The organism is Hydrogenophaga sp. GW101-3F08 (assembly GCF_059424585.1).
The window spans coordinates 130,793-153,678 of sequence record NZ_JBWKZP010000009.1 but is presented as its reverse complement, the minus strand read 5'-3'; the positions used below and the strand labels follow the sequence as shown (position 1 = coordinate 153,678).

Sequence of the window (22,886 nt, the reverse complement as noted above, 5' to 3'; positions counted from 1 at the left end):
CTCGACCCCGATGTCTGTCCCACACCCCTTGCGCACGCCCACCGTCGGTCTCTCGTCCATCGCCCGGCGCATCGCCTCGGGCGCGGGCGCGTATGGCTATGCGCAGGCGGTCAGCATCGGTACCCAGCTGGTGTCGCTGCCGCTGTTCCTGCACCACTGGGACATGGCCACCTACGGCACCTGGCTGGCCCTCACGGCACTGCCCTTCTACCTGTCGCTGGCCGACGCCGGCATCTCCACCGCGTCGAGCAACCAGATGATCGGCCTGATCACACAGGGCCAGAAGGCGCGGGCGGCCGAGGTGTTTCAGAGCGCCGTGGCCTTTCTGGCCTCCGTCTCGCTGCTGATCCTGCTCATCGTCGGCGCCACCCTGCTGCTGCTGCCCGCCACCGCGCTGGAAGTCCCGCAGTGGAAGGCGGTGCTCATGCTGCTGTCCATCAGCGTGGTGCTCGGCCTGTTCTGCAGCCTGGCCGAAGTGATCTACAAGGCCACCGGCGGCTACGCAGCGGGCACCTACCTGGTCACCACCGGTCGCCTGGTCGAGTGGGCCGGTGGCCTGACCGGTCTGGTGCTCACGCAGAGTTTCATCGGGGTCGCCGCCTCGGCGCTGCTGGCGCGTCTGGGCTACACGCTGCTCTGCCTCTGGCTGAGCCAGCGGCGCACCGACTTTCTGCGCTGGGGCGTGCGGCGCGCCAGCCTGGCCGACATCAAACAGGCCGCGGCGCCAGGCGCGCTGTTCCTCTCGCTCTCGCTGACCAACGCGCTGAGCCTGCAGGGCTTCACCCTGCTGGTGGCGGCCACCCTGGGCCCGGCCGCCACCGCCGTGTTCAACACCTACCGCACCGTCGCGCGGATCGTGGTGCAGGTCACCAACGCCCTGAGCAATCCGCTCTGGCCCGAACTCACCGCGCTCAAGGGCCAGCGGGACGACGGCGCCTTCTGGAAGCTCTACCGCCGGGCCAACCGCCTGGGCCTGGCCATCGCCGCGGCCGGTGCGCTGCTGGTGTACGGGGTCTCGCCCTGGCTGCTGGACTTCTGGACCCACGGCCAGATTCCCTTCACCGCCACCAGCATGGCACTGTTCCTGTTGTACGCGGCCGTGTGTTCGGCCACCCAGGTCCCGCGCGTCGTGCTCATGTCCATCAACCGCCACGCCGGTCTGGCCGCGCAGAGCCTGCTGGCCGCCGTGGTCTCGCTGGTGGTGGCGTGGCTGGTCTGGGGCAGCGCCGGCATGGCGGGTGTGGTCGGCGCCATGTTGCTGGGCGAGGCCCTGGTCTGGCTCACCGCCACGCGCGCCGTGCGCCGTCTGCGCTCAACGAAAACCGCCTCATGATCGTCGACCTGAACCATGCCCCGCCACCCGACACACCGCACGACGTCGTCATCGTCGGCGGTGGCACGGTGGCCCTGTTGCTGGCCGTGCTGCTGGAGCGCCAGGGCCAGCGCGTGCTGGTGCTGGAGACCGGTGGCGGCAGCTTCGAAGCGCCGGCACAGGAACTCAACGAAGCCTCCGTCACCGGCCGGGCCCACACCGGCATTGCCGTGGCCCGGGGGCGCGCGCTGGGGGGCACCTCCAACCTCTGGGGCGGCCAGCTCACCGGCTTCGTGCCCTCCGACTTCGAGGCCCGCGCGGGCGTGTCCGACGCGCCCTGGCCCATCACCTACCAGGAGCTGCTGCCCTGGTACGAGGCCGTGGCCCAGGAGCTGCGGCTGGCCGACGTGCTCGACGAGAGCACGCCCCAGGCGCACAAGCTCTTCGGCGACCGCTACCCCGACATTCCCGGCTTCACCCTGTTCCTCACGCGCTGGCTCAAGGAGCCCGCCATGGCCCGGTACTTCCACGAACGCCTGCGCAACGCGCCCGGCCTCACCGTGCTGCTGCATGCCCACGCCACCGGGCTGGAGCTGGTGGCCGATGGCGAGCGCATCGCCTCGGTCCGCGTGGCGCGGCCCGACGGCACCGCCACCGCGATCCGCGGCCAGCGTTTCGTGCTGGCCAACGGCACCATCGAAATCGCCCGCCTGCTGCTCGCCTGCGCGGCAGAGAAGCCTTTTGCCCCCTGGGCGGGCAACCCGTGGGTGGGCGCGGGCTTTCAGGACCACCTGGAAATGCGCGGTGGTCGGGTGCACCTGCTGGACAAGCCGCGCTTCCTGCGCACCTTCCAGAACATCGTGCTCGGTGGCCACAAATACCAGCCCAAGCTGCGCCTGAACACCGGCATGGGCAGCGCCGGCGCCGACCCGGCGCTCAACGTCACCGGCTACTTCGCGTTCGAGTCCAGCATCGCCGAACACCTGCAGCACCTCAAGGTGCTGGTCAGGTCGCTGCTGCGCGGCGGGCTGCCGCAACAGGGGCTGGGTGACATGCTGCGCCACGTCCGGGGCATGGGCAGCGCCTGGGTGCCGATGATCGTGCAGTACCTGCGGCACCACCGCATCTACAACCCGGCCGACCGCGGTGTCTGGCTCGTGATGCACGCCGAACAGCTGCCCCGCGACGACAGCCGCATCACGCTCGACTCCCAGCGCAGGGACCGCTTCGGCATGCCGCTGGCCGCGCTGGACTGGCGCATCGGCGGCCAGCCCGAGGTACAGGCCATGGCCGCCTTTGTGCGCCGGGCCGGTGAAAGCCTGCAGGCCGCCGGGCTGGCCCGGGTGGAGATCGACGCGCTGCTCGACGCCGAGGACGCCCGCGTGCTGGAGCAGGCCACCGACACCTACCACCAGTGTGGCGGCGCCCGCATGGGCCACCACCCGCGCGACGGCGTGGTCGACAGCGAACTGCGCGTGTTCGGCACCACCAACCTGTACGTGGCCGGCGCCGCCGTGTTCCGCACCTCCAGCTACGCCAACCCCACGTTCACCGCCATGGCGCTGACGGCGCGGCTGGCCGACCAGCTCGGCCGGGAGGCCGCCCCATGAACCGGCCCGGCACCGATCTGCTGACCCGCCGGCTGGGCCTGGGCTGCGGCCGCCTCAACGGGGGCGGCGACCGGGCCATGTCCGTGCGCCTGATCCACACCGCGCTGGACCTGGGCATCCGCTACTTCGACACCGCGCCGCCGTATGGGCTGGGCGCGTCCGAGTCCGTGCTGGGCGATGCGCTCAAGGGCCGACCGGAAGTGGTGGCCATCGCCACCAAGGCCGGTCTGGCCCGCCCCGCGTCCCCCCGCTTCAAGCAGACGGCCAGGGCGATCGTCAAGCCGCTGGCCCATTGGGTCCCCGGGCTGCGCCATGCCGTTCTCAAGGGCATGGCGCAGCACGCACCCGCCGGCAACTTCGACGTCGGATTCATTGCCCAGTCGTTCGAGACCAGCCTGCGGCAGCTGCGAACCGAACGGGTGGACTGCCTGCTGCTGCACGAAGCACGGCCCCACGACCCGCTGGCGCCCCTGCAGGTCCTGCTCGAGCGGTATGTCGCCCATGGCCTGCTGGGCACCTATGGCAGCTCCACCGGCGAGCCGCTGAGCCAGCTGGTGCGCTTCGGCCCGGTGTCGCAGTACCGCTGCCCGGCGCCGGGTGCCGAAGACGCACCGGTCGGCCCCAGCGACGTCGTGCACGGCGTCATGCGCTTCATCGCGCCGACCCTCGGGCCGGCGATGGCGCGCGACCCTCAACTCAAGGCCCAGCTGGCCAGCCTGCTGCCCACCGGCACGGACCCGGCCAACGCGACCGGGTCGCTGGCCCTGGCCTATGCCCTGGCCCGGTTCGAGGGCCGGGTGCTCATCTCCACCCACCAGCCGCAACGCCTGACCACCACCCTCGAACAGGTCCGGCACATCACGGCCTCGACCGAGTGGCAGCCTGCCATGTCGGCCCTTCACGCCGCGTTCGAGCCGGCGCCCGTGCCATGAACCCGCTCATCCGGCTCGTCTCGCAATGCATGCTCGGCCTGGCCATCTTCATGGGCGGTTGGTACGTGGGGGGCTCGATCTTCCAGGCCGTGCAACTGGGCGCGGTCGCCCTGTTCATCGCCGCCGGCCTGCTGGCCTTGATGGCGGGCGGCACACGCCGCATGGGCCTGTGTGCCGCCGAGACCCTCCTGGGCAGCGCGTTCGTGTTCGCGATGCTGGTGGCCTTCGTGCGCGGGAACGCGCTGTCCACCGAGTTCGGCGCCATGTTCCTGCTGGTGCTGGCCTCGGCCGCCGTTCTGGCGCGACAGCCCTGGGTCGCCAGCATCGACGGGGTGTTCCGCTGCGCCTACATCGCGCTGATCGCCTCCGTGCTGGTGGTCCAGCCCAGCGAGTTCCTGATGTCGGTGGTGGGCACCGTCGAGCGCAGCGTCGGCCTGGTGCGCTTCGCGCCGCTGGGCATGCACCCCAACCTCAGCGGCCTCGTGTATGGCGGTGGCAGCCTGCTGTTCTTCCAGCACTTTCTGGCCACCCCTCGCCTCCATCAGAAGCTGTTCGCGCTCCTGCTGTCCGGGCTGTGCCTGAGCATGGTCCTCGCCGCATCCGCCCGGGCCAGCCTGCTCGCCCTGGGCCTGACGGGGGTGGTCGCCGTGATCCTCATCGCATGGCGCGGCTCGCGCCGGGCCCGGACCGCCTTGACCCTGTCGGCCATCGCGTTGCTGGCCATCGGCGTTTTCAAAGCGGCCGCCATCGCCGACTACCTGACCATCATCCTGGACCTGGACTCGCCCACGCGCGGGGTGGATTCGGGCGCCACGGGCCGGGAAGTCATCTGGCAGGAAGGGGTGGCGTTGGTGTTCTCCGACCCCGTGCTGTTCTTCACCGGCAGGGGCGTTCGCGCCGCCGGCCCCGAGGTGATCGGCTTTCCGGTGGAGAGCTCCTACATCAACCTCGCGCTCGAACATGGCGTGGTGTTCGGCCTGCTGATCGCCTTGACGTTTCTGGTCACCGCATGGCGCACCTTCGGCCGCAGCTTCGAGATGGGGGTGATGAACCCGGCCCTTTTCGTCAGCGGCCTGATGCTGGTGTTCGTCCTGATGCAGTCGATCTTCAACCGCTACCTGATCGCGGTCGGCAACCCCTATTCGCTGTGGATCCTGCTGTTGCTGTTGCGGCTCAACCTGGGCCCTTCCAGGGTCCCTTCGGCCCGGGCTCCCACGTCGCCCGCGCGAGACCGCCCCCCGTTCACCCCCGTCGCCGGCCACAACGCCGCCTCGCAACCATGACCTACGTCTTCTGGCATTCCTATCTGATGTTTCACCAGGCCGCGTACATCCGCGCCCTGGCGGAGCTGCCCGGCAACACCGTGCACTGGTGTGTGGCGCAGGACCTGCCCGCCTACTACCGCGACCGCGGCTACCCGGTGCCCGACACCGGCCAGGTGCTGGTGCACATCGCGCCCACGCCCGCACGGACCGCCGAACTGGCCCGGCTGCCCGGGTCGGTGCAGGTGTTTTTTGGCCTGCGCGGTTTCGCGCTGCCGCTGACCGCCTTCCAAGCCAGCCTGGGCGCCCCGGTGCACCGCTTCCTGATGACGGAAAACCGCTACGAGCCGGGCGCCCGGTTGCTGCCCCGCTGGCTGGTCTACACCTGGGACGCGCTGCGCTACCGGCGCCACCTGAGCGGTGTGTTCTGCATCGGCCATTCGGGCCGTTACGGCGGCGCACGGTTCTTTGCGGCCTGCGGCTACCCCCGGGAGCGCATCGTGCCTTTCGTGCACGTGGTGGGCGGCACGCCGGTGCGGCACGCGCCGCTGCAGCGCGGGCACAAGGAAATCCTCTATGTGGGCCAGCTGATCCCGCGCAAGCGGGTCGACCTGCTGCTGCGGGCCTTCAGCCAGCTCGACCTGCCCACGGCCCGCCTGCGCATCATCGGCAAAGGCGAAGAAGAACCGCACCTGCAGCAGCTCGCCCACCGGCTCGGCATCGCCGAGCGGGTGGGTTTCTCGCCGGGCATGCCCAACGCCGAGATCGTCGCGGCCATGGCCGCGGCCGACGTGCTGGTGCTGCCCAGCCGCTTTGACGGCTGGGGCGCGGTGGTCAACGAAGCCCTGATGGTGGGCACCCCGGTGATCTGCAGCGACCGCTGCGGCGCCAGCGACGTGATCGAGAACGGGTGCAACGGCCACGTGTTCGAGGCCGGCAACGCCCACGCGCTGCTGGAGTGCCTGCACCGCGTCTGCCACGACTTCCGCGGAGACCGGGCGGCGCTGGCGAGCGCGGAGTCCACCCGCCTGGGCGGGCCCGCGGTGGCCGCGCGCTTTCAGCAGAGCGTCCTGCGACTGCTGGCGCCGAGCCCGGCCACCAGGCGGCCCACCGTGTCCATGGACGGCGCGTCCCATCGCAGGGAGCAACAGCCATGAACCCCACGGTCTCGGACACCATCCGCCTGGCGCGCATTCTGTGCATCCTGCTGCTGGTGTATGCGCACGCCCAGCCCTACCAGCCCGGGGTGCCCGAGTCCTTGTTCTCACCCATGGGCCTGATCCACACCACACGGCAGCTGCTGGGCCACACCAGCGTGCCCCTGCTGAGTCTGATTTCGGGTTATCTGCTGGCCCGCACGCTGAGTGCCCGGCCCTACGTGGAAGAGCTGGGCAACAAATGCCTTTCCCTGATCGTGCCGCTGGTGCTGTGGAACCTGATCTACATCGCCAAGGAGTACCTGGAGTCGGGCCTCACGACCGCGCCCGCCCTGCACGAATGGCCGAACGCGGTGCTGGCCATCACCGCGCACCCGGCCATGACACCGCTCTACTTCCTGCGGGACGCCTTTGTCTGCTTCCTGATCTCGCCCGCGCTCATGGTGTTGGCGCGCAAGCTGCCCGGCACCGCGGCGGCCGCCTTGTTGCTCAACGCCTTGCTGAACCTGGACGGTGTGCTGTTCATCAACAGCGCCATTCCGCTCTTCTATTTCGCGGGCTGTGTGTTGTTGGTTCGCAAGATTCCGATTCCCACCGTTTCGATCCCTCGCGAGCCCGTGTGGGCCGCGGGCCTGGCCCTGGTGTTGCTCTCGGCCGCGCCCTTTTTCCTGCCACCGGCCTGGGGCGTGTCCGACCCGGCAAGCGTCTCTTACGCCGCTGTCGACATCACCCTTCGTGCGGCCGGCTGCGTGGTCTTCTGGTCCGTCGCTTCGAGGCTGCTGCACAGCAGGGCAGGCGATGTGCTCCTGAAATTCGAGCCGATGGCGTTCTTCATCTTTTGTGCCCACGGCATGGCGATCGGCCTGTGGTGGATGGCCATCGACCACCTGGGCTACGCCGACCTCACCCCGGTTTTTCTGGGCTATTTCGCCCTCTCGCCCTTGCTGGCGCTGGTGGTCTGCGTCGCTGCGGTCTGGGCCATCCGCCGGGTCGCCCCCAGCGGCCTCTCCCTCCTCATGGGCGGGCGCATTCCCAACCACCAACAGATGACATCCATGATCAAACCCCTCGGCCGCAGACCCCTGGCACGGACCACCGGTGCCTGAGCATCTCCAGGAACCCCAAGAGATGAACATCGGCATTCTCACTTTCCATTTCAGCGACAACTACGGTGCCGCGCTGCAGGCCTATGCCTTGCGCCGCTGGTTGACGGAGCAAGGCCACCACGCCCGCTTCATCGACTACCGGCCCGCGCACATCGAACACGGTGGGCGGCTCAGCGTGCCCACCTCGCCCGCCAAGCTCAAGGCCAATCTGAAGGTCGTCTACCTGGCGGCGTCTTCGTTCGTCCACCAGCACTTTGGCCACCAGGGCCAGAAGGAGAAGTTCGTCCGTTTCAGGGAGCACTTCCTGGACCTCCCCGGCGGCTCCGCACCGCCCGACAACGACGCATCGCTCGCCGCGGCGCAGTCGTTCGACCTGATCGTGGCGGGCAGCGACCAGATCTGGAGCCCTTCCCAGCACTACGGTTTTGATCCGAACTACTTTCTGGACTTCGCCCAGTCGTTCCCGGCCCGAAAGATCTCGTACGCCGCCAGCTTCGGCCGGGACCGGGTGTCCGCGGCCGAGGCCGCGCAGCTGCCCCGCTTGCTGCGCCACTTCGACGCCATTTCGGTGCGGGAGGCCTCGGGCGTCACGCTGGTGGAGCGGGCCACCGGGCAGAAGCCGGCCAACGTGCCCGACCCGACCTTGCTGCACAGCAACTACGCGGAACTGACCGAGCGCGCGCCGTCCGGGCATGAGGACCCCTACGTCTTCTGCTACGGGCTGCGCTCGCCGGACAACATCCGGCAGACGGCCGATCTGGTCTCGAAGCGGCTGAACTGCCCCATCCTCTCGCCGCACAACCCCCACCGGCGGTGGGTCGAGATCGGCAACACGGTCCATCCCGATCCGGGCGAGTGGGTCTCCCTGGTGAAGAACGCCAGCTTTGTCGTGACCAACTCTTTCCACGGCACCGTCTTCGCCCTGTTGTTCAAGAAGCCCTTCATCGTGGCCGGGCTGACAGGTGACAAAGCCACCGCCAATGCCCGCGCCATCAACCTGTTGCGGGCCGTCGGTCTGGAAAGCCGCTTCACGCCGGGTTTCACGGCGCAGAACGTCCAGACGCTGATGGCCCGCGAGATCGACTGGGCCGAGGTGGACCAGCGGCTGGCGGCGCTGCGACAGGCCGGCAACGACTTTCTGAGCACACAACTGAGGGCAACCGTCCAGTGAGCGATACCTTGAACGAATCCCTGCGCGATTTCCGCGCGCTGCGCTACCGCAACGACTTCACCGCTTCGGCCAAGCTGCGGCGCTTCGCGTGGGAAGTGGTCTGGCTGCTGGCCTTCCGGACCACCCCGCGCTGGGCGCTGCATGGGTGGCGGCGCCAATTGCTGCGGTGGTTCGGCGCCGAGGTCGGCGACGGTTGCCGGATCGCGCCTTCGTGCCGCGTCTGGGCGCCCTGGCATCTGGTCATGGGCACGTTCTCAGCGCTCGGCGATGGCGTGGACTGCTACAGCATGGGCCGCATCACCATCGGCTCGAAAGTCACCGTCAGTCAGCGCAGCTTCCTGTGCGCCGGCTCGCACGACATCGGTTCCTTGTCCAGGCCCCTGGTCACCGGCTCCATCGTGATTCAGGACCACGTGTGGATCGCGGCGGAGAGCTTTGTCCATCCGAACGTGGTGATCCGGGAAGGCGCCGTCATCGGCGCGCGCTCGGTGGTGCTCAAGGACATGCCGGCCTGGTCCATCTGCGCCGGCAATCCCTGTCGAAGGATCAAGGCCCGTGTGCTGAAGGAACACCATGTTTGACAAGCTTGCCAAAGTCGCAGGCATCTTCAGCGAGGCCCTGCGCGACGCCGTGCTGTTCCTGCGGTTCAACTCGTACTCGCCCTTCGTGGACAAGTCCAGGCGCGCGTTCTACAAAATCATCATCGAGGCCCACACGATCGAGAAGGGGCTGTCCCTGCCGAATCCGAAACTGCTGTTCGGCAAGGACAAGATCCGTTTCGTCATGGGCGCGCTGTCGCGCTACGACATCGGACACTCGCCGGTGCCCGCCCACATGTCGCTCGGCGCCCTGGAAGCCTATGTGAACTTCCATGCGAAGGCGGGCGCGTCCGACCCCTTGCTCGACGAGATCGCCGGCTACCTGAAGGCGTGGGAAACCAGGCTGCCCAAACCCTGGAAGGGCGGCACGCGGGACTACTCGTTCAATGGCCAGCCACCGAGCAACCTGCAGCACCTGATGGCCAGCCGGTCGAGCATCCGCACGCTGCGGCCCACGCCGCTCGATCCCGAGCAGATCCTGGAGGCGATCGCGATCGCGCAGCTCGCGCCCTCGCAATGCAACCGCCAGTCCTCACGGGTCCATGCCTACCAGGACCCGGCCCGCATCCAGGAACTGCTCGCCTTGCAGGGCGGCTCCCGTGGTTTTGCGGACTCGGTGGGCAACCTGTTCGTGGTGAGCTCGGAGATCTGCGCCTGGGGGGGGCCCGGGCAGCGCAACCAGGCCTATGTGGACGGCGCGCTGTTCGCCATGTGCCTGATGTTTGCCTGCCGCTCGATGGGCTGGGGCGCCTGCCCGCTCAACCTGGCCATCGACCACAAGACCGAGTCCGCGATCCGCCGCGCTGGCGGCATACCGGCGGGCGAACGGCTGATCATGATGATCGCCTTCGGCGAGCCCGTCGCACCGGAAACCCGGGTGGCTTTCTCGCCGCGCAGGCCGGCGGCGGAAATCGCCACCCTGCATGGATGAGGAGATCCCGATGAGCATCACCGCGATCATCCTGACCTACAACGAGTCCCGCCACATCGGGCGGGCCATCCGGTCCATCCAGGCCTTCACCGACCAGATCTGCGTGGTGGACTCCGGCTCCACCGACGGCACCACCGACATCGCCAAACAGCTGGGGGCCGAGGTCCACACGCACCCCTTCGTCAACCAGGCCAAGCAGTTCCAATGGGCCCTGGACACGCTCGACGTCCGCGGCGCGTGGGTGCTCCGTCTGGACGCCGACGAAATCATCGAACCCGACCTCGCCCGCGAGATCGCCGAGCAGCTGCCCCGGCTGCCGGCCGACGTGGTGGGCGTCAACCTCAAGCGCAAGCACATCTTCATGGACCGCTGGGTGCGCCACGGCGGGCGTTACCCGCTGGTGATGCTGCGGCTCTGGCGCCGTGGGCAGGGCCGCGTCGAGGACCGCTGGATGGACGAACACGTGGTGGTCTGGGGCGGGCGCACGGTCACGTTCAACGGTGGTTTTGCCGACCACAACCTGCACGACCTGGGCTACTTCACCGACAAGCACAACAAGTACGCCACGCGCGAAGCCATCGAGGTGCTGAACCAGCGGCTGGGCCTGTTCGCCCGCGACGAAGCGCTCAACGCCCGCAGCGCCTCGCCCCAGGCCTCGTTCAAGCGCTGGGTGAAGGAGCGCCTCTACAACCGCATTCCCTTCACCGTCAGCGCCCCGCTGTATTTCCTGTGGCGCTACGTCTTCCAGCTCGGTTTCCTGGATGGCCGCAGCGGGCTGGTCTACCACTTCCTGCAGGGCTGCTGGTACCGCTTTCTGGTGGGCGCCAGGCTCATGGAGCTGGAGCGGGCCGTGGCCCATCTCAGCGACAAGGCCGACATCTGCGCCGAGCTGAGCCGGCTGACCGGGCACAAGCTGGTGGCGCAGAGCGAGGTTTTGGCGCCCCCTGAAGTCGACGAAGACCGACTGGCACCCCGGGTTTGATCCCGTTTTTCAAGGAGGACTTTCATGCAAACCCCAATCAACCCCCGAACCAAGGTCCCGAACCATTGGCTGGCCCTGGCGGCCATGTGCCTGGCCGCGCCAGCCTGTGGTGGTGGTGGCAGCAGTGCGCCTCAAGCCAGTGGGCAGTTGATTTGCACCGACGCCACGGTGCCCGCGGGCGCTGCACAGGTGGGCGCGCTTCAGCTCGTCATCCAGGACTGCCCGAAGCTCACCGATGTGGACTTCACGGGAAAGGCCGACGGCCGCAAGTACTACAGCGGGCTCTGGTTCACCAAGCCCCGGCCCAGCAGCCTCTATGAGCAAGCCGGCGATGGCGTGATCCTCAAGAAGGGCGGCGTGCTGGCCACCGTGAAGATGAACTCCTACCCCGGCTATTACCCCTTGCTGAGCGGGTCCCGGCCGTTCTACATCGAAGCCCAGGCCTCGACCTCGTCCAACGACCCCGACAACTTTCCGGCCGTCTGGCTCATGCCGATCGAGCACAACCTCCGGCTGGAGGACGTGTACCCGCCCGACCCCAAAGGATTCGAGCGCTGGCTCGAACTGGACATCGACGAAGGCGGTTTCGGGCCCGGTGGACACAACACCGCCATTTCGTGGTCCGGCATCTGGCCCAACTACCAGAAGCTCCAGAACCCCAATGCGACCTCGAAGGTTCCGCTGGACCGCACCCAGCCCAACGTCTTCGGGGTGTCGTACGACCCCGCCACCCTGACCGTCCGGTGGTGGCTGAACGGCACGCAGGTGCTGGAAGCGGGCCCCCCCTACGTGCCCGAGATCGCGCGCCGGCAGAACTTCTACCTGATCGTCTCCGCGCAAAGCCATCGCAACATCAGCGACTACCAGATGAAGTTCATGGGCGTTCGCGCCTACGTGGGCGATGCTGCGCAGAAAAGCGCCCGAGCGGCCAGTCCCGCTGGTGCATCCCAAGCCAAAGGTGCACGATGAAGCTGCTCTTCTACGGCATCAACTTCGCCCCCGAGCTCACCGGCATCGGCAAGTACACCGGCGAGATGGCGCAATGGCTGGCCCAGGCCGGGCACGAGGTGCGCGTCATCACCGCGCCGCCCTATTACCCGGCCTGGAAGGTGGGGGCCGGCTACAGCGCGCGCCAGTACCGCAGCGAGTCGTGGCAGGGCGTGCGGGTGATGCGCACGCCGCTGTGGGTGCCGCACCAGCCGGGCGGCCTCAAGCGCTTGCTGCACCTGGCGAGCTTCGCACTGGGCAGCCTGCCGGTGCTGTGGGCCCAGTGGCGCTGGAAGCCCGACGTGGTGTGGGTGGTGGAGCCGCCCTTGATGTGCGCGCCCGCGGCGGTGGCGTTTGCCACCCTGCGGGGCGCCAGGAGCTGGCTGCACATCCAGGACTACGAGGTCGACGCCGCGTTTGACCTGGGCCTGATCAAGGGCCACACGCTGCGCCGCTGGGTCCAGCGGGCCGAGCGCTGGCTGATGCGCCGGTTTGACCGCGTCTCCACCATTTCCGGCCGCATGGCGGACCGTGCACTGGCCAAGGGCGTGGCCGCCGAGCGGGTGCTGCACTTTCCCAACTGGGTGGACATCGGCGGCATCAGCCCGCTGGCCGCGCCCAGCGCCTACCGGGCCGAGCTGGGCCTGGCGCCGGACGCCGTGGTGGCCCTGTATTCCGGCAACATGGGCAACAAGCAGGGGCTGGAGATCCTCGCGGAAGTGGCCCGCCTGGTGCAGGACGACCCGCGCATCCAGCTGGTGCTGGGTGGCAACGGCTCGGGGCGGGCCGATCTGCAGGCGCGCTGCGCGGGCCTGGGCAACGTGCGCTTTCTGGACCTGCAGCCGCTGGAGCGGCTCAACGACTGGCTGGGCCTGGCCGACGTGCACCTGCTGCCCCAGCGGGCCGATGCGGCCGACCTGGTGATGCCCTCCAAACTCACCGGCATGCTGGCCAGCGGCCGCGCGGTGCTGGCCACCGCGATGCCCGACACCGAGCTGTGCCGCGTGGTGACCCAGGACGCCGCCTGCGGCCTGGTGGTGCCACCGGAGAACCCGTCGGCCATGGCCGACGCGCTGCGGGCGCTGGCGGCGGACCCGGCGCGCCGCGCCGAACTGGGCGCCAACGGCCGCCGCCACGCCGAGGCCGAGCTGAGCCAGGACGTGATCCTGCGCCGCTTCGAGGCGCAGTTGCTGGCCCTGGTGCAGGGAGAGCCAACGTCCGGCGAGCTGCGCAGGGCGGTGGAACAACTGAAGTGAGGCGTTACATGATCGACCTGGCCCAACGTGACCAACGGCCGGTTTTTCATGGAAACTGGACCGCTCGGGCTGGCCGCCGTGGCCACGGCCCCGACCTCGCCGGGTCCCAGGGTCGTGCAACGGCGGTGCGGCGCGCAGCCGCAGGAGCAACGCCGACCGCCAGGCGGCGGCCCGCGGGCCGGGCCGGCTGGCCACGCGGCCGCACGCTGGGTGGACCGCTTGCTTCGCACACCGGCCCACGCGATGCGGTCCTCGTTGTGGCGAGGTGTTGGGCGGCACGAGCCCACGGCGTCGGAACCCACGAACGGCGCCTGGCGCCGTGGGATCGCCCGTAATCAAAGGTAATTTTTTGGCCCCTTCAGGGCCAGAAAGGGGATGCGTTATGCGCCGGAAGGAATTCATGAAAAGCAGGCCATGGGCCCCTTGGGGCATCGGGGTGGTGGCGGCGGTCGCGGCCTGGCCGCTGCATGCGCAGATGGCCACCCCCGGCACGGCGGGCCAGCCCGCGGGCGCGGCGATGCAGATGGAAGCCGTGCGGTCGGCGCCAACGCAGGCCCCGGTGAACGCCACGGCCAACCAGCTCGTGCCGGCCAGCGCTTCGATGGGCTCAGAGGGCGCGGGGGGCACTGTGGCCCCCCTGAACTCGCTGAGCGCGGTGGGCGCGGACTACCGCATCTCGCCCAACGACCTGATGGAGTTCAACGTGTTCGGCGTGCCCGACATGAAGCGCGACGTGCGCGTGAACGCCTCGGGCCAGGTGTCGCTGCCGCTCATTGGCCCGGTGCAGGTGGCGGGGCTCACCTCGCAGGACGCGGAACAACTGATCGCCACCAAGTACCGGGAGAAATACCTGCGCGACCCGCAGGTCTCGCTCTTCATCAAGGAGTTCACCACCCAGCGTGTCGCCATCGAAGGTGCGGTGACCAAGCCGGGCATCTACCCGGTGTCGGGGCAGCTCACGCTGCTGCGCGCCCTGGCCCTGTCGGGCGGCTTCGCGCCCTACGCCAACATCAACCAGATCGTGGTCTACCGCAGCGGCACAGGCGGGGCGCGCGAGCAATTCACCTACGACCTCGACAAGGTGCGCGCCGGTCAGGAGAAGGACCCGGACATCCGCTCGGACGACGTGATCGTGGTCCAGCGCAACGCCAGCCGCGCCGCCCTGAGAGATTCGCTCTTCCGCGACATCCTGGACACGCTCAACCCTTTCCGCTGACGCGGCTTCAATACCCATGGCATCCACCGACCAACACCCATTGCCCGCCGTTCCCGGCCCCTCGGGCTCGCTGGCCCTGCGCCGCGAGAGCGCCCTGTCCGCACAGACGATGGCCCGGGGCGAACCCGGGGCCCTGGCCGAAGACCGCATTGACCTCAAGACCATCTGGCGCACGCTGTTCAAACACAAATGGGCCATTGGGAGCATCACCGCCCTGTGCACCTTGGGGGCCATGATGTACACGCTGCGCATCACGCCGCAGTACCAGAGCGTGGCCCTGCTGCAGATCGACCGCGCGGCGCAAAAGGTGGTGGGCTTCAACACCGACGTCGAGGTGGACGAAGGCCCCGCATCCGATCAGCTGCAGCTGCGCACCCAGATCGAGTTGCTCAAGAGCCGCAGCCTGGCCGAGCGGGTGATCGACGAAATGGGGCTGTACAAGCCCGACGCACCCTCCCCCCCGCCCAGCGAGGCCGACGCGGACGGTGCCGCGGCGCCGACCGGCAGCGAACCGATCGACCAGGCCCGGAGTCTGGCCGCCAAACTGCTGCGCAACCTGCGCACGCTCTTCACCCCATCGCAGGCGGACCAGCGCGCGCTCAGCCGGACGGGCACCGTGGCGCAGTTCGAAAACGCGATCTCCGTGGAGCCCATCCGCAATTCGCGCTTGGTCGAACTCCGGGTGCTCAACCCCGACCCGGAGCTGGCCGCGCGCATCGCCAACACCATGGCCAAGGCCTTCATCGCCAGCAACATCGAGCGCCGGATGGACTCGTCGATCTACGCGCGGCAGTTTCTGGAGGATCAGATCCGCCAGACCAAGGCCAAGCTGGAAGAGAGCGAGCGCGTCATCAACACCTACGCGAAGAAAAACGAGATCCTGAACCTGGGCGAGAAAGGCAGCGCGGCCACCCAGACCTTCGTGGACTTTTCCGCCGCGCTGGCCAAGGCCGAGCAAGACCGCATCAAGGCCGAGACGCTGTACAACCAGGTGAAGCTCAACCCCGAAAGCGCGCCCCAGGCGGTGACCAACGAGGCCATCCGCGCCTACAAGGAGCAGCGCGCCCGGCTGGAAGCGGAATACGCCAGGGACCTGGCCGTCTACAAACCCGACTACCCCGCCATGGTGCAGGCGCGGGCCCAGATCGCCGAACTGGAAGGGCGCATCAAGACCGAGGTGAACAACATCCTGGCCAGCATCCAGGGCCAGTACATCGCCGCCAGCAGGGCCGAAGAACAGCTCAAGGCCAAGGTGGCCAGCAGCCGCAGCGAGGTGCTCACGGTGCAGGACCGCAGCGTGGACATGAACCTGCTGAGCCGCGAGCTGGACACCAACCGGCAGGTGTATGACAGCCTGCTGCAGCGCCTGAAAGAGGTGAGCGTGACCGCGGGCATCACCACCAACAACGTGAGCATCGTGGACGAGGCCTCGGTGCCGCTGTTCCCGGCCAAGCCCAACCTGAAGGTCAACATCGGCCTGGGCGTGATGCTGGGCCTGTTCCTGGGCATGCTGGCGGCGCTGCTGCGCGAGCAGATGGACGATTCCGTGAAGCACGCCAACGAGATCGAGACCCTGTTCCACCTGCCCCTGCTGGGCCTGATTCCGTTCACCAGGCCCAAATTGGGCCGCAACGAACCCGTGGCCCTGCTGACCCACCGCGATCCGCGCAGCACCTTTGCCGAGGCCTACCGCTCCATGCGCACGGCGCTGCAGTTCAGCACCGCCGATGGCGCACCCCAGCGCTTCATGGTGACGAGCTGCGGCAAGGGCGAGGGCAAGACCACCACGGCGCTCGCGCTGGCCATCAACTTCGCCCAGCTGGGCCAGAAGGTGTTGCTGATCGATGCCGACATGCGCAAGGGCTGGGTGCACCAGATGCTCAAGGTGTCCAACGAGCGCGGCCTGTCCAACCTGCTGAGCGGGGACCGCAGCAGCGACGGGCTGATGCAGGACACCACGGTGGCCAACCTGAGCGTGATCACGGCGGGCCCGGTGCCGCCCGACCCGGTGGAACTCCTGATGGGCCCCAAGCTGGGCCAGCTGCTGGAGAAGGCACAGGCCATGGGCTACCAGCAGATCGTGATCGACGGGCCGCCGCTGCTGGGCATCGCGGATGCGATCGTGCTGGGCAACCAGATCCAGCACATCGTGTTCGCCGTGAAGGCGGGCGGCACGCGCAAGGACAGCATCCGGGACGCCCTGCGCCGCCTGCGCAACGCGGGCCTGGCCCCCATGGGCATGGCGCTCACGCACGCGCGCAACGAGCACACCAGCGACTACGCCTACGCGGCCTACTACGGCTATGGCTACGGCGACGGCTACACCCCACCCAGCGCCGCCCGGCCGGGCCCGGCGCCAAGCCCGAACAAACCGCCGGTTCCGCTGCCGGCCGGCACCCGCATCGAGCCCACACTGGACCCGTCCGGCGCCTAGGATGAAACACCCCCCGCGCCGCTTCGCGTCACCCCCGTCACTGGCCGTCTGGCAAAGCCGGCCCGGCGGTGCCTCCGGGTGGCGTTGTTTCATGCGTCGTGGGTCGCGCGCAGCGCGATGGAGCAACAGACATGAAACACGGCCGCAGCCGCCTGCTGCCCGCGCTGCTGGACTTTGAGCGCTCGCCCGGGCGCTACCGGGTGGTGCTGCGCGAGCCGCGCCCGCTGTTTGAGCACATCGGCAGCGTGATGCTGCTCGCCGCCGGTCGCCCGGTGCCGGGCCTGCCCGTTGCAGCGGCGAGCACGCCCGAGCTGCGCCGCGCGGCGCGCTTTTTCGTGCGCACGGTGATGCTGCGCCCGGGCTCGGACGCCTTCACCCTGCTGGGCCTGGGCCCGGGCTTCGGGCCGACGCAATTGCGCGAGCACTACCGGCTGATGATCCGCCTGACGCACCCGGACTTCGCCACCACGGGCGAAGGCTGGCCCGCCGACGCGGCCACGCGGGTCAACCTGGCCCACGACCTGCTCTCGTCGCCCGAGAAGCGGGCGGCCCACGCCGCTGCGCGTCACACACCGGCCGCCGGCGCGCCGATGCGCCTGCGGCCCGCACTGCCCAGGCCCACGTTCCCCAGGTCCGCACTGGCCCGCGACGCAACGCGCGCGGGCTGGCTGTCCGCGCGCGCCCGGCTGGCGCTGGCCGGCGCGGGTGCGGTGCTCGCGGCGGGTGCGTTCCTGCTCATCGGCCCGGTGGGCCATGAGGGTTCTTTGGCGGTGCGCCGTGCGTTGCCGGCGCAGGCCCCCGTGCCGCTGGAAGGCGGACCGGCGTCGACCCCGGGGGCGCCCGAGCCACCGCAGCGGGAGGCGCCGCGGCCATGATCGATCTGCACAGCCACATCCTGCCGGGCATCGACGACGGGGCAAAGACGCTGGACGATTCGCTGGCGATGGCGCGCATCGCCGTGGCCGACGGCATCCACACCATGGCCTGCACGCCGCACATCTACCCCGGCATGTACATGAACGACGGCCCGGGCATCGCACAGGCCTGCCGTCGCCTGCAGACGGAGCTGGACCGCCGTGGCATTGCGCTGAAGCTGGTGGTGGGGGCGGACGTGCACCTGGTGCCCGGCCTGGTCGATGGGCTCAGGAGCGGGCGGGTGCCGACGCTGCACGGCTCGCGCTACTTTTTGCTGGAGCCTTCGCACAGCACGCCGCCGCCACGGCTGGAAGCGTCGGTGTTCCAACTGATCGCGGCGGGCTACACGCCCATCATCACGCACCCGGAGCGGCTGAGCTGGGTGGAGGGGCACCACCCGGTGTTCCTGCGGCTGATCGCGCAAGGCGCCTGGATGCAGGTGACGGCCGGGGCGCTGACGGGCGTCTTCGGCCAGCGCGCCCGGTACTGGGGCGAGCGCTTCGTTGGCGAAGGCCACACCCACCTGCTGGCCACCGACGCGCACTCCACCGGCCGGCGCCTGCCGCGACTGGCCGAGGGGCTGGCGGTGGCGCGTCGCCTGGTGGGCGACGGGGAAGCCCGCCGTCTGGTGGTCGAGCGGCCGACGGCGGTGTTGAAAGACCTGCCACCGCAGGGCTTTGGGTTGCCCCACACGCCAGCGGATCCGGAAACGGATCGGCCTTCGATGATCAGCCGATGGCTGTCAAAGCGGCACCCGACGCCTTGAGGGGCCGAGCCCGCCACGCGGTGGGCCGCGCGCGCGTCAGCGCGGCCACAACACCCACAGCTGCAGCGGCTGCTTGAGCGCGGCGGCCACGGTGTAGGCCGGGTCGGTCCAGCCGCCCCAGCCAGTGAACAGGTCGGCGCGCACCGCGCCCACGATGGCGCCGCCCGTGTCCTGCGCCAGCACCAGTTTCTGCTGGCTGAGCGTGGGGCCCTGCGTGGCCAGCCACACCGGCGTGCCGTATGGGATGCTCTGCGGGTCGACCGCGATCGAGCGGCCCGGGGTGAGCGGCACCCCCTGCGCGCCGCGCGGGCCAAAGCGCGCGTCCAGCTCCGAGAGCTTTTCCTCGCGGAAGAACACGGTGCGCGGGTTGCTCCAGAGCATCTCGCTCTGGCGCTGCGGGTTGCGCGCCGCCCAGGCCTTGATCGCCTCCCACGAGGCCTCGCTGATCGCACGCTGGTCGAGCAGCCAGCGCCCCACGCTCTGGTAGGGATGGCCGTTGTGCGCGGCAAAGGCCACGCGCACCTGGCGCTGGCTGCCGTCGGGCTCGCTGACGTTGAGCCGGCCCGAGCCCTGGATCTGCAGGATCAGCGCGTCGATCGGGTCGGCCAGCCAGGCGATGGCCTTGCCCTGCAACGCGGCCCGGGCCGCGGGCAGGGTGTCGATGTCCTGCCGGCTGTACCAGGGCTGGCCCGGGCGCAGGCCGTCGGGCGGACCGTACAGGGGCGTGCGGTGGGTGGCGGTGGGCACGCGGCTGGCGGGCAGGATGGGTTCGTAATAACCGGTGAGCAGGCCCTGGGGCAGGCTGCCGTCGGGCTCGCTCACGCGGTAGGGCTGGAAGCGGCGCACCACCCAGGCCTGCTGTTCGGCCGGCGTGGCGATGGAGAGCTGGCGCACTTCGCCACACAGCGCGGTGTGGCCGCTGACCGGCCGCTCGCAGCCGCGCACCCAGGCGTTCCAGGCCTCGTGCAGGCGGTCCTGGCCCCAGCCGGGCAGTTCGGCCCAGCGCACCGGGGTCCAGCGGCTCTTGCCCCGCTGTTGCGGCGGGGGCAGCGGGTCGTTGTCGGTGACGGGCGCGGGTGCACTCGGCGGGGGTGCGGGGTAGGGGTACGGGTCGATGGCGCAGGCGCCTAGGCTTCCTACAATCAGGGCCCATGCGCCCACACGCAGCATCTGCAGTGCCCGCAGCGCCGGGGCACGGTGCCCCCGCTGCGCCGCTGGCGCGCAATCCCTCCACGAACCACCGATCGCCGTCATGACCTTGTTGTTGCTGGAAGCCCTGGGCGCCCTGGTGTTGCTGGTGTTCATCGTGTGGTGGACCATGTTTTCAGGGCGCGAGAAGGGTGAGCTGCCCGACCAGACCCGCAGCGGGCCGGACGACGACGGCACGCCCAAATCCTGAGCGCCGGCCCCGCGCGAGGCCATTCAAACCTGGCGCAGCGCATTGGCCAGTTCCACGGCCGATTTCACACCCATCTTGTCGAACACGCGCGAGCGGTGCACCTCCACCGTGCGCACGCTGATGTGGAGCTGATCGGCCACCAGCTTGTTGGGCAGGCCCGCGACCACCAGGTGCATCACGTCGCGCTCGCGCTCGGTCAGGCCGGCGAGCCGCTGCTGCAGCTCGCGCCGGGCGCGGCGCTCGGCCAGCACCTGGGCCGAACGGTGCAGCGCCTGCTCGACACGGTCGACCAGGGCGTTGTCGGAGAACGGTTTTTCGCAGAAATCGAAGGCGCCACGCTTGACCGCATCGACCGCGGTGGCCACGTCGGCATGGCCCGAGAGAAAGATCACCGGCAGCGCGGCCTGCCACGGCAGGGTCAGCAGGTGCTCGAACAGCGCGAGCCCGCTGGTGCCGGGCATGCGCACGTCGAGCAGCACGCAGCTGGGATCGCTCGGCGCGTCGCTCCAGCCACCGATCTCGGCCAGGAAGGCGTCGGCACTGTCGAAGCCCTCGCTGAGCAGCCGCCGCGTCCGCAACAGCCAGGCCAGCGCTTCGCGCACGCCCGCATCGTCGTCGACGAGAAAGACCTTGGCGTCGGGGTACTGGGTCATGGGCGGATGATAGTGGAGACGTTGCGCGTTCAGGCCGCTGGCAGCGTGAACCGGAACACCGTGCCCCGCGGCTGGGCCGGCTCGTAAGTCAGCGCGCCACCGTGCTGCTCGATCACGGTGCGGCACAGGGAGAGGCCCAGGCCCATGCCCTCGGCCTTGGTGGTGAAGAAAGGGGTGAAGAGCTTGTCGCGCACCTCCGCGCTCAGCCCCTGCCCGTGGTCGGTCACGGCGAACTCGACCCAGCCCTTGCGCGGCAGACCACCCTCGCTCTGGCCCGAGTGCAGGCGCGACTGGCTCACCGCCAGGGTGAGCACGCGCAAACCGGAGCCCGAGGCCGGGTCGCCGATGGGCATGGCCTGCACCCCGTTGCGCGCCAGGTTGAGCAGCACCTGTTCGACCATGGTGCGGTCGCACAGCACCGGCGGGCAGCCGGGGGCCACGAGGGTCTGCACGCGGATGCCCTGTTTCTTGGCCTGCAGGCCCAGCAGCGGCAGGATGGCCTCGATCAGGCTGGCCGGCGCCACGGCCTCGCGCACCTGCTCGCGCCGGCGCACGAAGTCGGCCACGCTCTTGATGACGCGCCCGGCGCGCTCGGCCTGCTCGCTGATGCGCCGCATGGCCTGTTTGAGGTCGCCCTGGGGCAGGGGGTGCCCCGGGCTCGCGGGTTCTTCGAGCAGGTTGAGCGTGCCGCTGGCGTAGCTGGCGATGGCCGCCAGCGGCTGGTTGAGTTCGTGGCTCAGCAGCGAGGCCATCTCGCCCACGGTGGCCAGCCGGGCCGTGGCCTGCAGGCGCTCTTGCGAGGCGCGGTTGAGCTCTTCGACGCGGCGCTGTTCGCTCAGGTCGAGGATGGCGCTCATGAAGCCGGTCTGGTGGCCCTGGGCGTCGATCAGCGGCGCTTCGATGATGAGCACCGGGAAGCGGGTGCCGTCGCTGCGCTGGAACACCGACTCGTAGCCTTCGCGCGGCAGGATCTGGCCGGCCAGCCGCACCGCCTGGCGCTGCTGGTATTCGTCCACCAGCTCGGGCGGCCACCAGGGCGCGGGCAGGCCGGAGCCGACGAGCTGTTCGGCGCTGAACCCCACCATCTGGCAGAACGCCGGGTTGACGTAGGTGATGCGGCCGTGCATGTCGCGCGCGCGCAGCCCCGTGACCAGCGAGTTCTCCATCGCCTTGCGAAAGGCCAGGGCCTGCGCCAGCTCGAGCTCGGCGCGCTGGCGGCGCCGGATGTCGCGCCCCAGCAGCGCGAGCACCGCGAGCAGGGCCAGCGAGAGCACGCCCACGACGGCGGTGAGCACGTTGGGGAACAGGCCGAAAGGCCCCTTGCCGCCCAGGCGCGGGCTCTCCAGCCGCAGCATGAGGGTGTGGCCGGGCAGGTCAAGCAGGCTGCTGGCCAGCAGGGTGCGCCGGCTGCCCGAGGCGCTGCTGTGCAGGGCCAGGCGGGTGCCGTCGGCCTCGGTGAAGGCCAGGCCGCGCCCGCGCAGCAGGTCCTTGTTGGTGAGCTCGGCGAGCAGGCCCGGCAACGAGTAGGTGGCCACCAGGAACCCGGCCGGCACGCCGGTGCGCACCACCGGCAGGCACATCTCCATCAGCTCCTGGCCCTGGCCACCGCTCATGGGCCAGAAGTAGCTGGGCGAAAACGAGGGCCCCGACACGCGCTGCGCGTTGTCGCAGGCCTGCCTCAGGTCGGGCAGGGCCTGCTCCCGGTGGAGGTAGCCGAACAGGTCCGGCAGGTAGGGGGTGTCGCGTTGGGCGATGAGCCGGTAGGCGCTGTCGCGCCACTCCAGGCGCACGATTTCGCGGTGCTGGCCCAGCAGCTCGGCCGCCGGGCCAACCCAGGAGTCGGGCGTGGGCGCCACGCTGTGCAGCGATTGCAGGGTCTGCACGTTGCGCACAAGGGCGCTGCGCATGTCGCTGGCCACCGCGACGGCATCGGCCTCCAGCGCGGCCTGGTCGCGCCCCTCTTCGTACTCGGCCGCCAGGAACACCAGCACGCCCAACAGCAGCAGCACCAGCAGCAGCAAGGCCCCCCAGAGCCTCCAGCGGCGCGAGGGCAACAGGTGGCGGGTGCGCGGCAGCGGAGAAGAGGCCGTCACGGACATCAGAAACGGTGGAGCGAGCAGCCCAGGCCACCGCGGAACCGGCTCCGCCGGGCCGCAGGTGGCGCCCCCCAGTGGGGGGTGACGCGCCGTTGGGCGCGG

20 protein-coding genes are annotated in these 22,886 nt (G+C 69.6%); 17 read left to right on the top strand and 3 right to left on the bottom strand.

All coding sequences use genetic code 11. From position 1 onward, the window contains the following. Window positions 1-10 precede the first annotated feature (10 nt). From AC07YZ_RS20565 to AC07YZ_RS20490, 16 genes are all read left to right on the top strand, one after another. Entirely contained in the window at window positions 11-1,333 is a 1,323-nt protein-coding gene (locus tag AC07YZ_RS20565) for a lipopolysaccharide biosynthesis protein (protein ID WP_494796127.1), read from the top strand. Then, on the top strand, window positions 1,330-2,922 hold the full coding sequence (locus tag AC07YZ_RS20560) for a GMC oxidoreductase (RefSeq protein WP_494796126.1): 1,593 nt from the start codon (window positions 1,330-1,332) through the stop codon (window positions 2,920-2,922). Before AC07YZ_RS20565 ends, AC07YZ_RS20560 begins: the two co-directional genes overlap by 4 nt. Further along, on the top strand, window positions 2,919-3,854 hold the full coding sequence (locus AC07YZ_RS20555; RefSeq protein WP_494796125.1) for an aldo/keto reductase: 936 nt from the start codon (window positions 2,919-2,921) through the stop codon (window positions 3,852-3,854). The genes AC07YZ_RS20560 and AC07YZ_RS20555 overlap by 4 nt, the downstream gene beginning before the upstream one ends. Then, window positions 3,851-5,137 carry an O-antigen ligase family protein gene (locus AC07YZ_RS20550; RefSeq protein WP_494796124.1) on the top strand — a complete coding sequence of 429 codons (1,287 nt, stop codon included), beginning with the start codon at window positions 3,851-3,853 and terminating at the stop codon, window positions 5,135-5,137. Before AC07YZ_RS20555 ends, AC07YZ_RS20550 begins: the two co-directional genes overlap by 4 nt. Continuing rightward, a complete protein-coding gene (locus AC07YZ_RS20545) occupies window positions 5,134-6,273 on the top strand; it encodes a glycosyltransferase (RefSeq protein ID WP_494796123.1) in 1,140 nt (379 codons plus the stop codon). Before AC07YZ_RS20550 ends, AC07YZ_RS20545 begins: the two co-directional genes overlap by 4 nt. Next, window positions 6,270-7,379 carry an acyltransferase family protein gene (locus AC07YZ_RS20540; protein ID WP_494796122.1) on the top strand — a complete coding sequence of 370 codons (1,110 nt, stop codon included), beginning with the start codon at window positions 6,270-6,272 and terminating at the stop codon, window positions 7,377-7,379. The genes AC07YZ_RS20545 and AC07YZ_RS20540 overlap by 4 nt, the downstream gene beginning before the upstream one ends. Before the next feature lie 22 nt (window positions 7,380-7,401). Then, entirely contained in the window at window positions 7,402-8,550 is a 1,149-nt protein-coding gene (locus AC07YZ_RS20535; RefSeq protein ID WP_494796121.1) for a polysaccharide pyruvyl transferase family protein, read from the top strand. An 8-nt stretch (window positions 8,551-8,558) separates the two neighbouring features. After that, window positions 8,559-9,131, top strand: a complete 573-nt coding sequence (locus AC07YZ_RS20530) for an LbetaH domain-containing protein (RefSeq protein WP_494796120.1) — start codon at window positions 8,559-8,561, stop codon at window positions 9,129-9,131. Continuing rightward, window positions 9,124-10,080 carry a nitroreductase family protein gene (locus AC07YZ_RS20525; RefSeq protein ID WP_226490437.1) on the top strand — a complete coding sequence of 319 codons (957 nt, stop codon included), beginning with the start codon at window positions 9,124-9,126 and terminating at the stop codon, window positions 10,078-10,080. Before AC07YZ_RS20530 ends, AC07YZ_RS20525 begins: the two co-directional genes overlap by 8 nt. A 10-nt stretch (window positions 10,081-10,090) precedes the next feature. Then, the gene (locus tag AC07YZ_RS20520; protein WP_494796119.1) at window positions 10,091-11,062 is read left to right on the top strand and encodes a glycosyltransferase family 2 protein; all 972 of its coding nucleotides are present in this window, start codon (window positions 10,091-10,093) and stop codon (window positions 11,060-11,062) included. Window positions 11,063-11,086: 24 nt separating this feature from the next. Beyond that, the gene (locus tag AC07YZ_RS20515) at window positions 11,087-12,031 is read left to right on the top strand and encodes a LamG domain-containing protein (protein WP_494796118.1); all 945 of its coding nucleotides are present in this window, start codon (window positions 11,087-11,089) and stop codon (window positions 12,029-12,031) included. Next, on the top strand, window positions 12,028-13,305 hold the full coding sequence (locus AC07YZ_RS20510; protein ID WP_494796117.1) for a glycosyltransferase WbuB: 1,278 nt from the start codon (window positions 12,028-12,030) through the stop codon (window positions 13,303-13,305). Before AC07YZ_RS20515 ends, AC07YZ_RS20510 begins: the two co-directional genes overlap by 4 nt. Window positions 13,306-13,705: 400 nt before the next feature. Then, window positions 13,706-14,521 carry a polysaccharide biosynthesis/export family protein gene (locus AC07YZ_RS20505; RefSeq protein ID WP_494796116.1) on the top strand — a complete coding sequence of 272 codons (816 nt, stop codon included), beginning with the start codon at window positions 13,706-13,708 and terminating at the stop codon, window positions 14,519-14,521. Between the two features lie 16 nt (window positions 14,522-14,537). Then, window positions 14,538-16,955: a GumC family protein gene (locus tag AC07YZ_RS20500; protein WP_494796115.1), complete on the top strand. Its 2,418-nt coding sequence runs from the start codon at window positions 14,538-14,540 to the stop codon at window positions 16,953-16,955. A 131-nt stretch (window positions 16,956-17,086) separates the two neighbouring features. Further along, window positions 17,087-17,830: a hypothetical protein gene (locus tag AC07YZ_RS20495; protein ID WP_494796114.1), complete on the top strand. Its 744-nt coding sequence runs from the start codon at window positions 17,087-17,089 to the stop codon at window positions 17,828-17,830. After that, window positions 17,827-18,636, top strand: a complete 810-nt coding sequence (locus AC07YZ_RS20490; RefSeq protein WP_494796113.1) for a tyrosine-protein phosphatase — start codon at window positions 17,827-17,829, stop codon at window positions 18,634-18,636. The genes AC07YZ_RS20495 and AC07YZ_RS20490 overlap by 4 nt, the downstream gene beginning before the upstream one ends. Window positions 18,637-18,672: 36 nt before the next feature. Here the strand turns inward: AC07YZ_RS20490 and mltA are convergent, their stop codons facing one another. Then, on the bottom strand, window positions 18,673-19,956 hold the full coding sequence (gene mltA, locus AC07YZ_RS20485) for a murein transglycosylase A (RefSeq protein WP_494796112.1): 1,284 nt from the start codon (window positions 19,954-19,956) through the stop codon (window positions 18,673-18,675). On the opposite strand from mltA, the gene AC07YZ_RS20480 reads away from it, so the two are divergent. Beyond that, a complete protein-coding gene (locus AC07YZ_RS20480; RefSeq protein WP_494796111.1) occupies window positions 19,889-20,035 on the top strand; it encodes a hypothetical protein in 147 nt (48 codons plus the stop codon). The two genes, mltA and AC07YZ_RS20480, sit on opposite strands and share 68 nt — an antisense overlap. A gap of 23 nt (window positions 20,036-20,058) precedes the next feature. Here the strand turns inward: AC07YZ_RS20480 and AC07YZ_RS20475 are convergent, their stop codons facing one another. Continuing rightward, window positions 20,059-20,688, bottom strand: coding sequence for a response regulator transcription factor (locus AC07YZ_RS20475; RefSeq protein ID WP_226490447.1), 630 nt, complete (start codon window positions 20,686-20,688; stop codon window positions 20,059-20,061). A 29-nt stretch (window positions 20,689-20,717) separates the two neighbouring features. Further along, a complete protein-coding gene (locus tag AC07YZ_RS20470; RefSeq protein WP_494796110.1) occupies window positions 20,718-22,787 on the bottom strand; it encodes a two-component system sensor histidine kinase NtrB in 2,070 nt (689 codons plus the stop codon). Window positions 22,788-22,886: the final 99 nt, after the last annotated feature.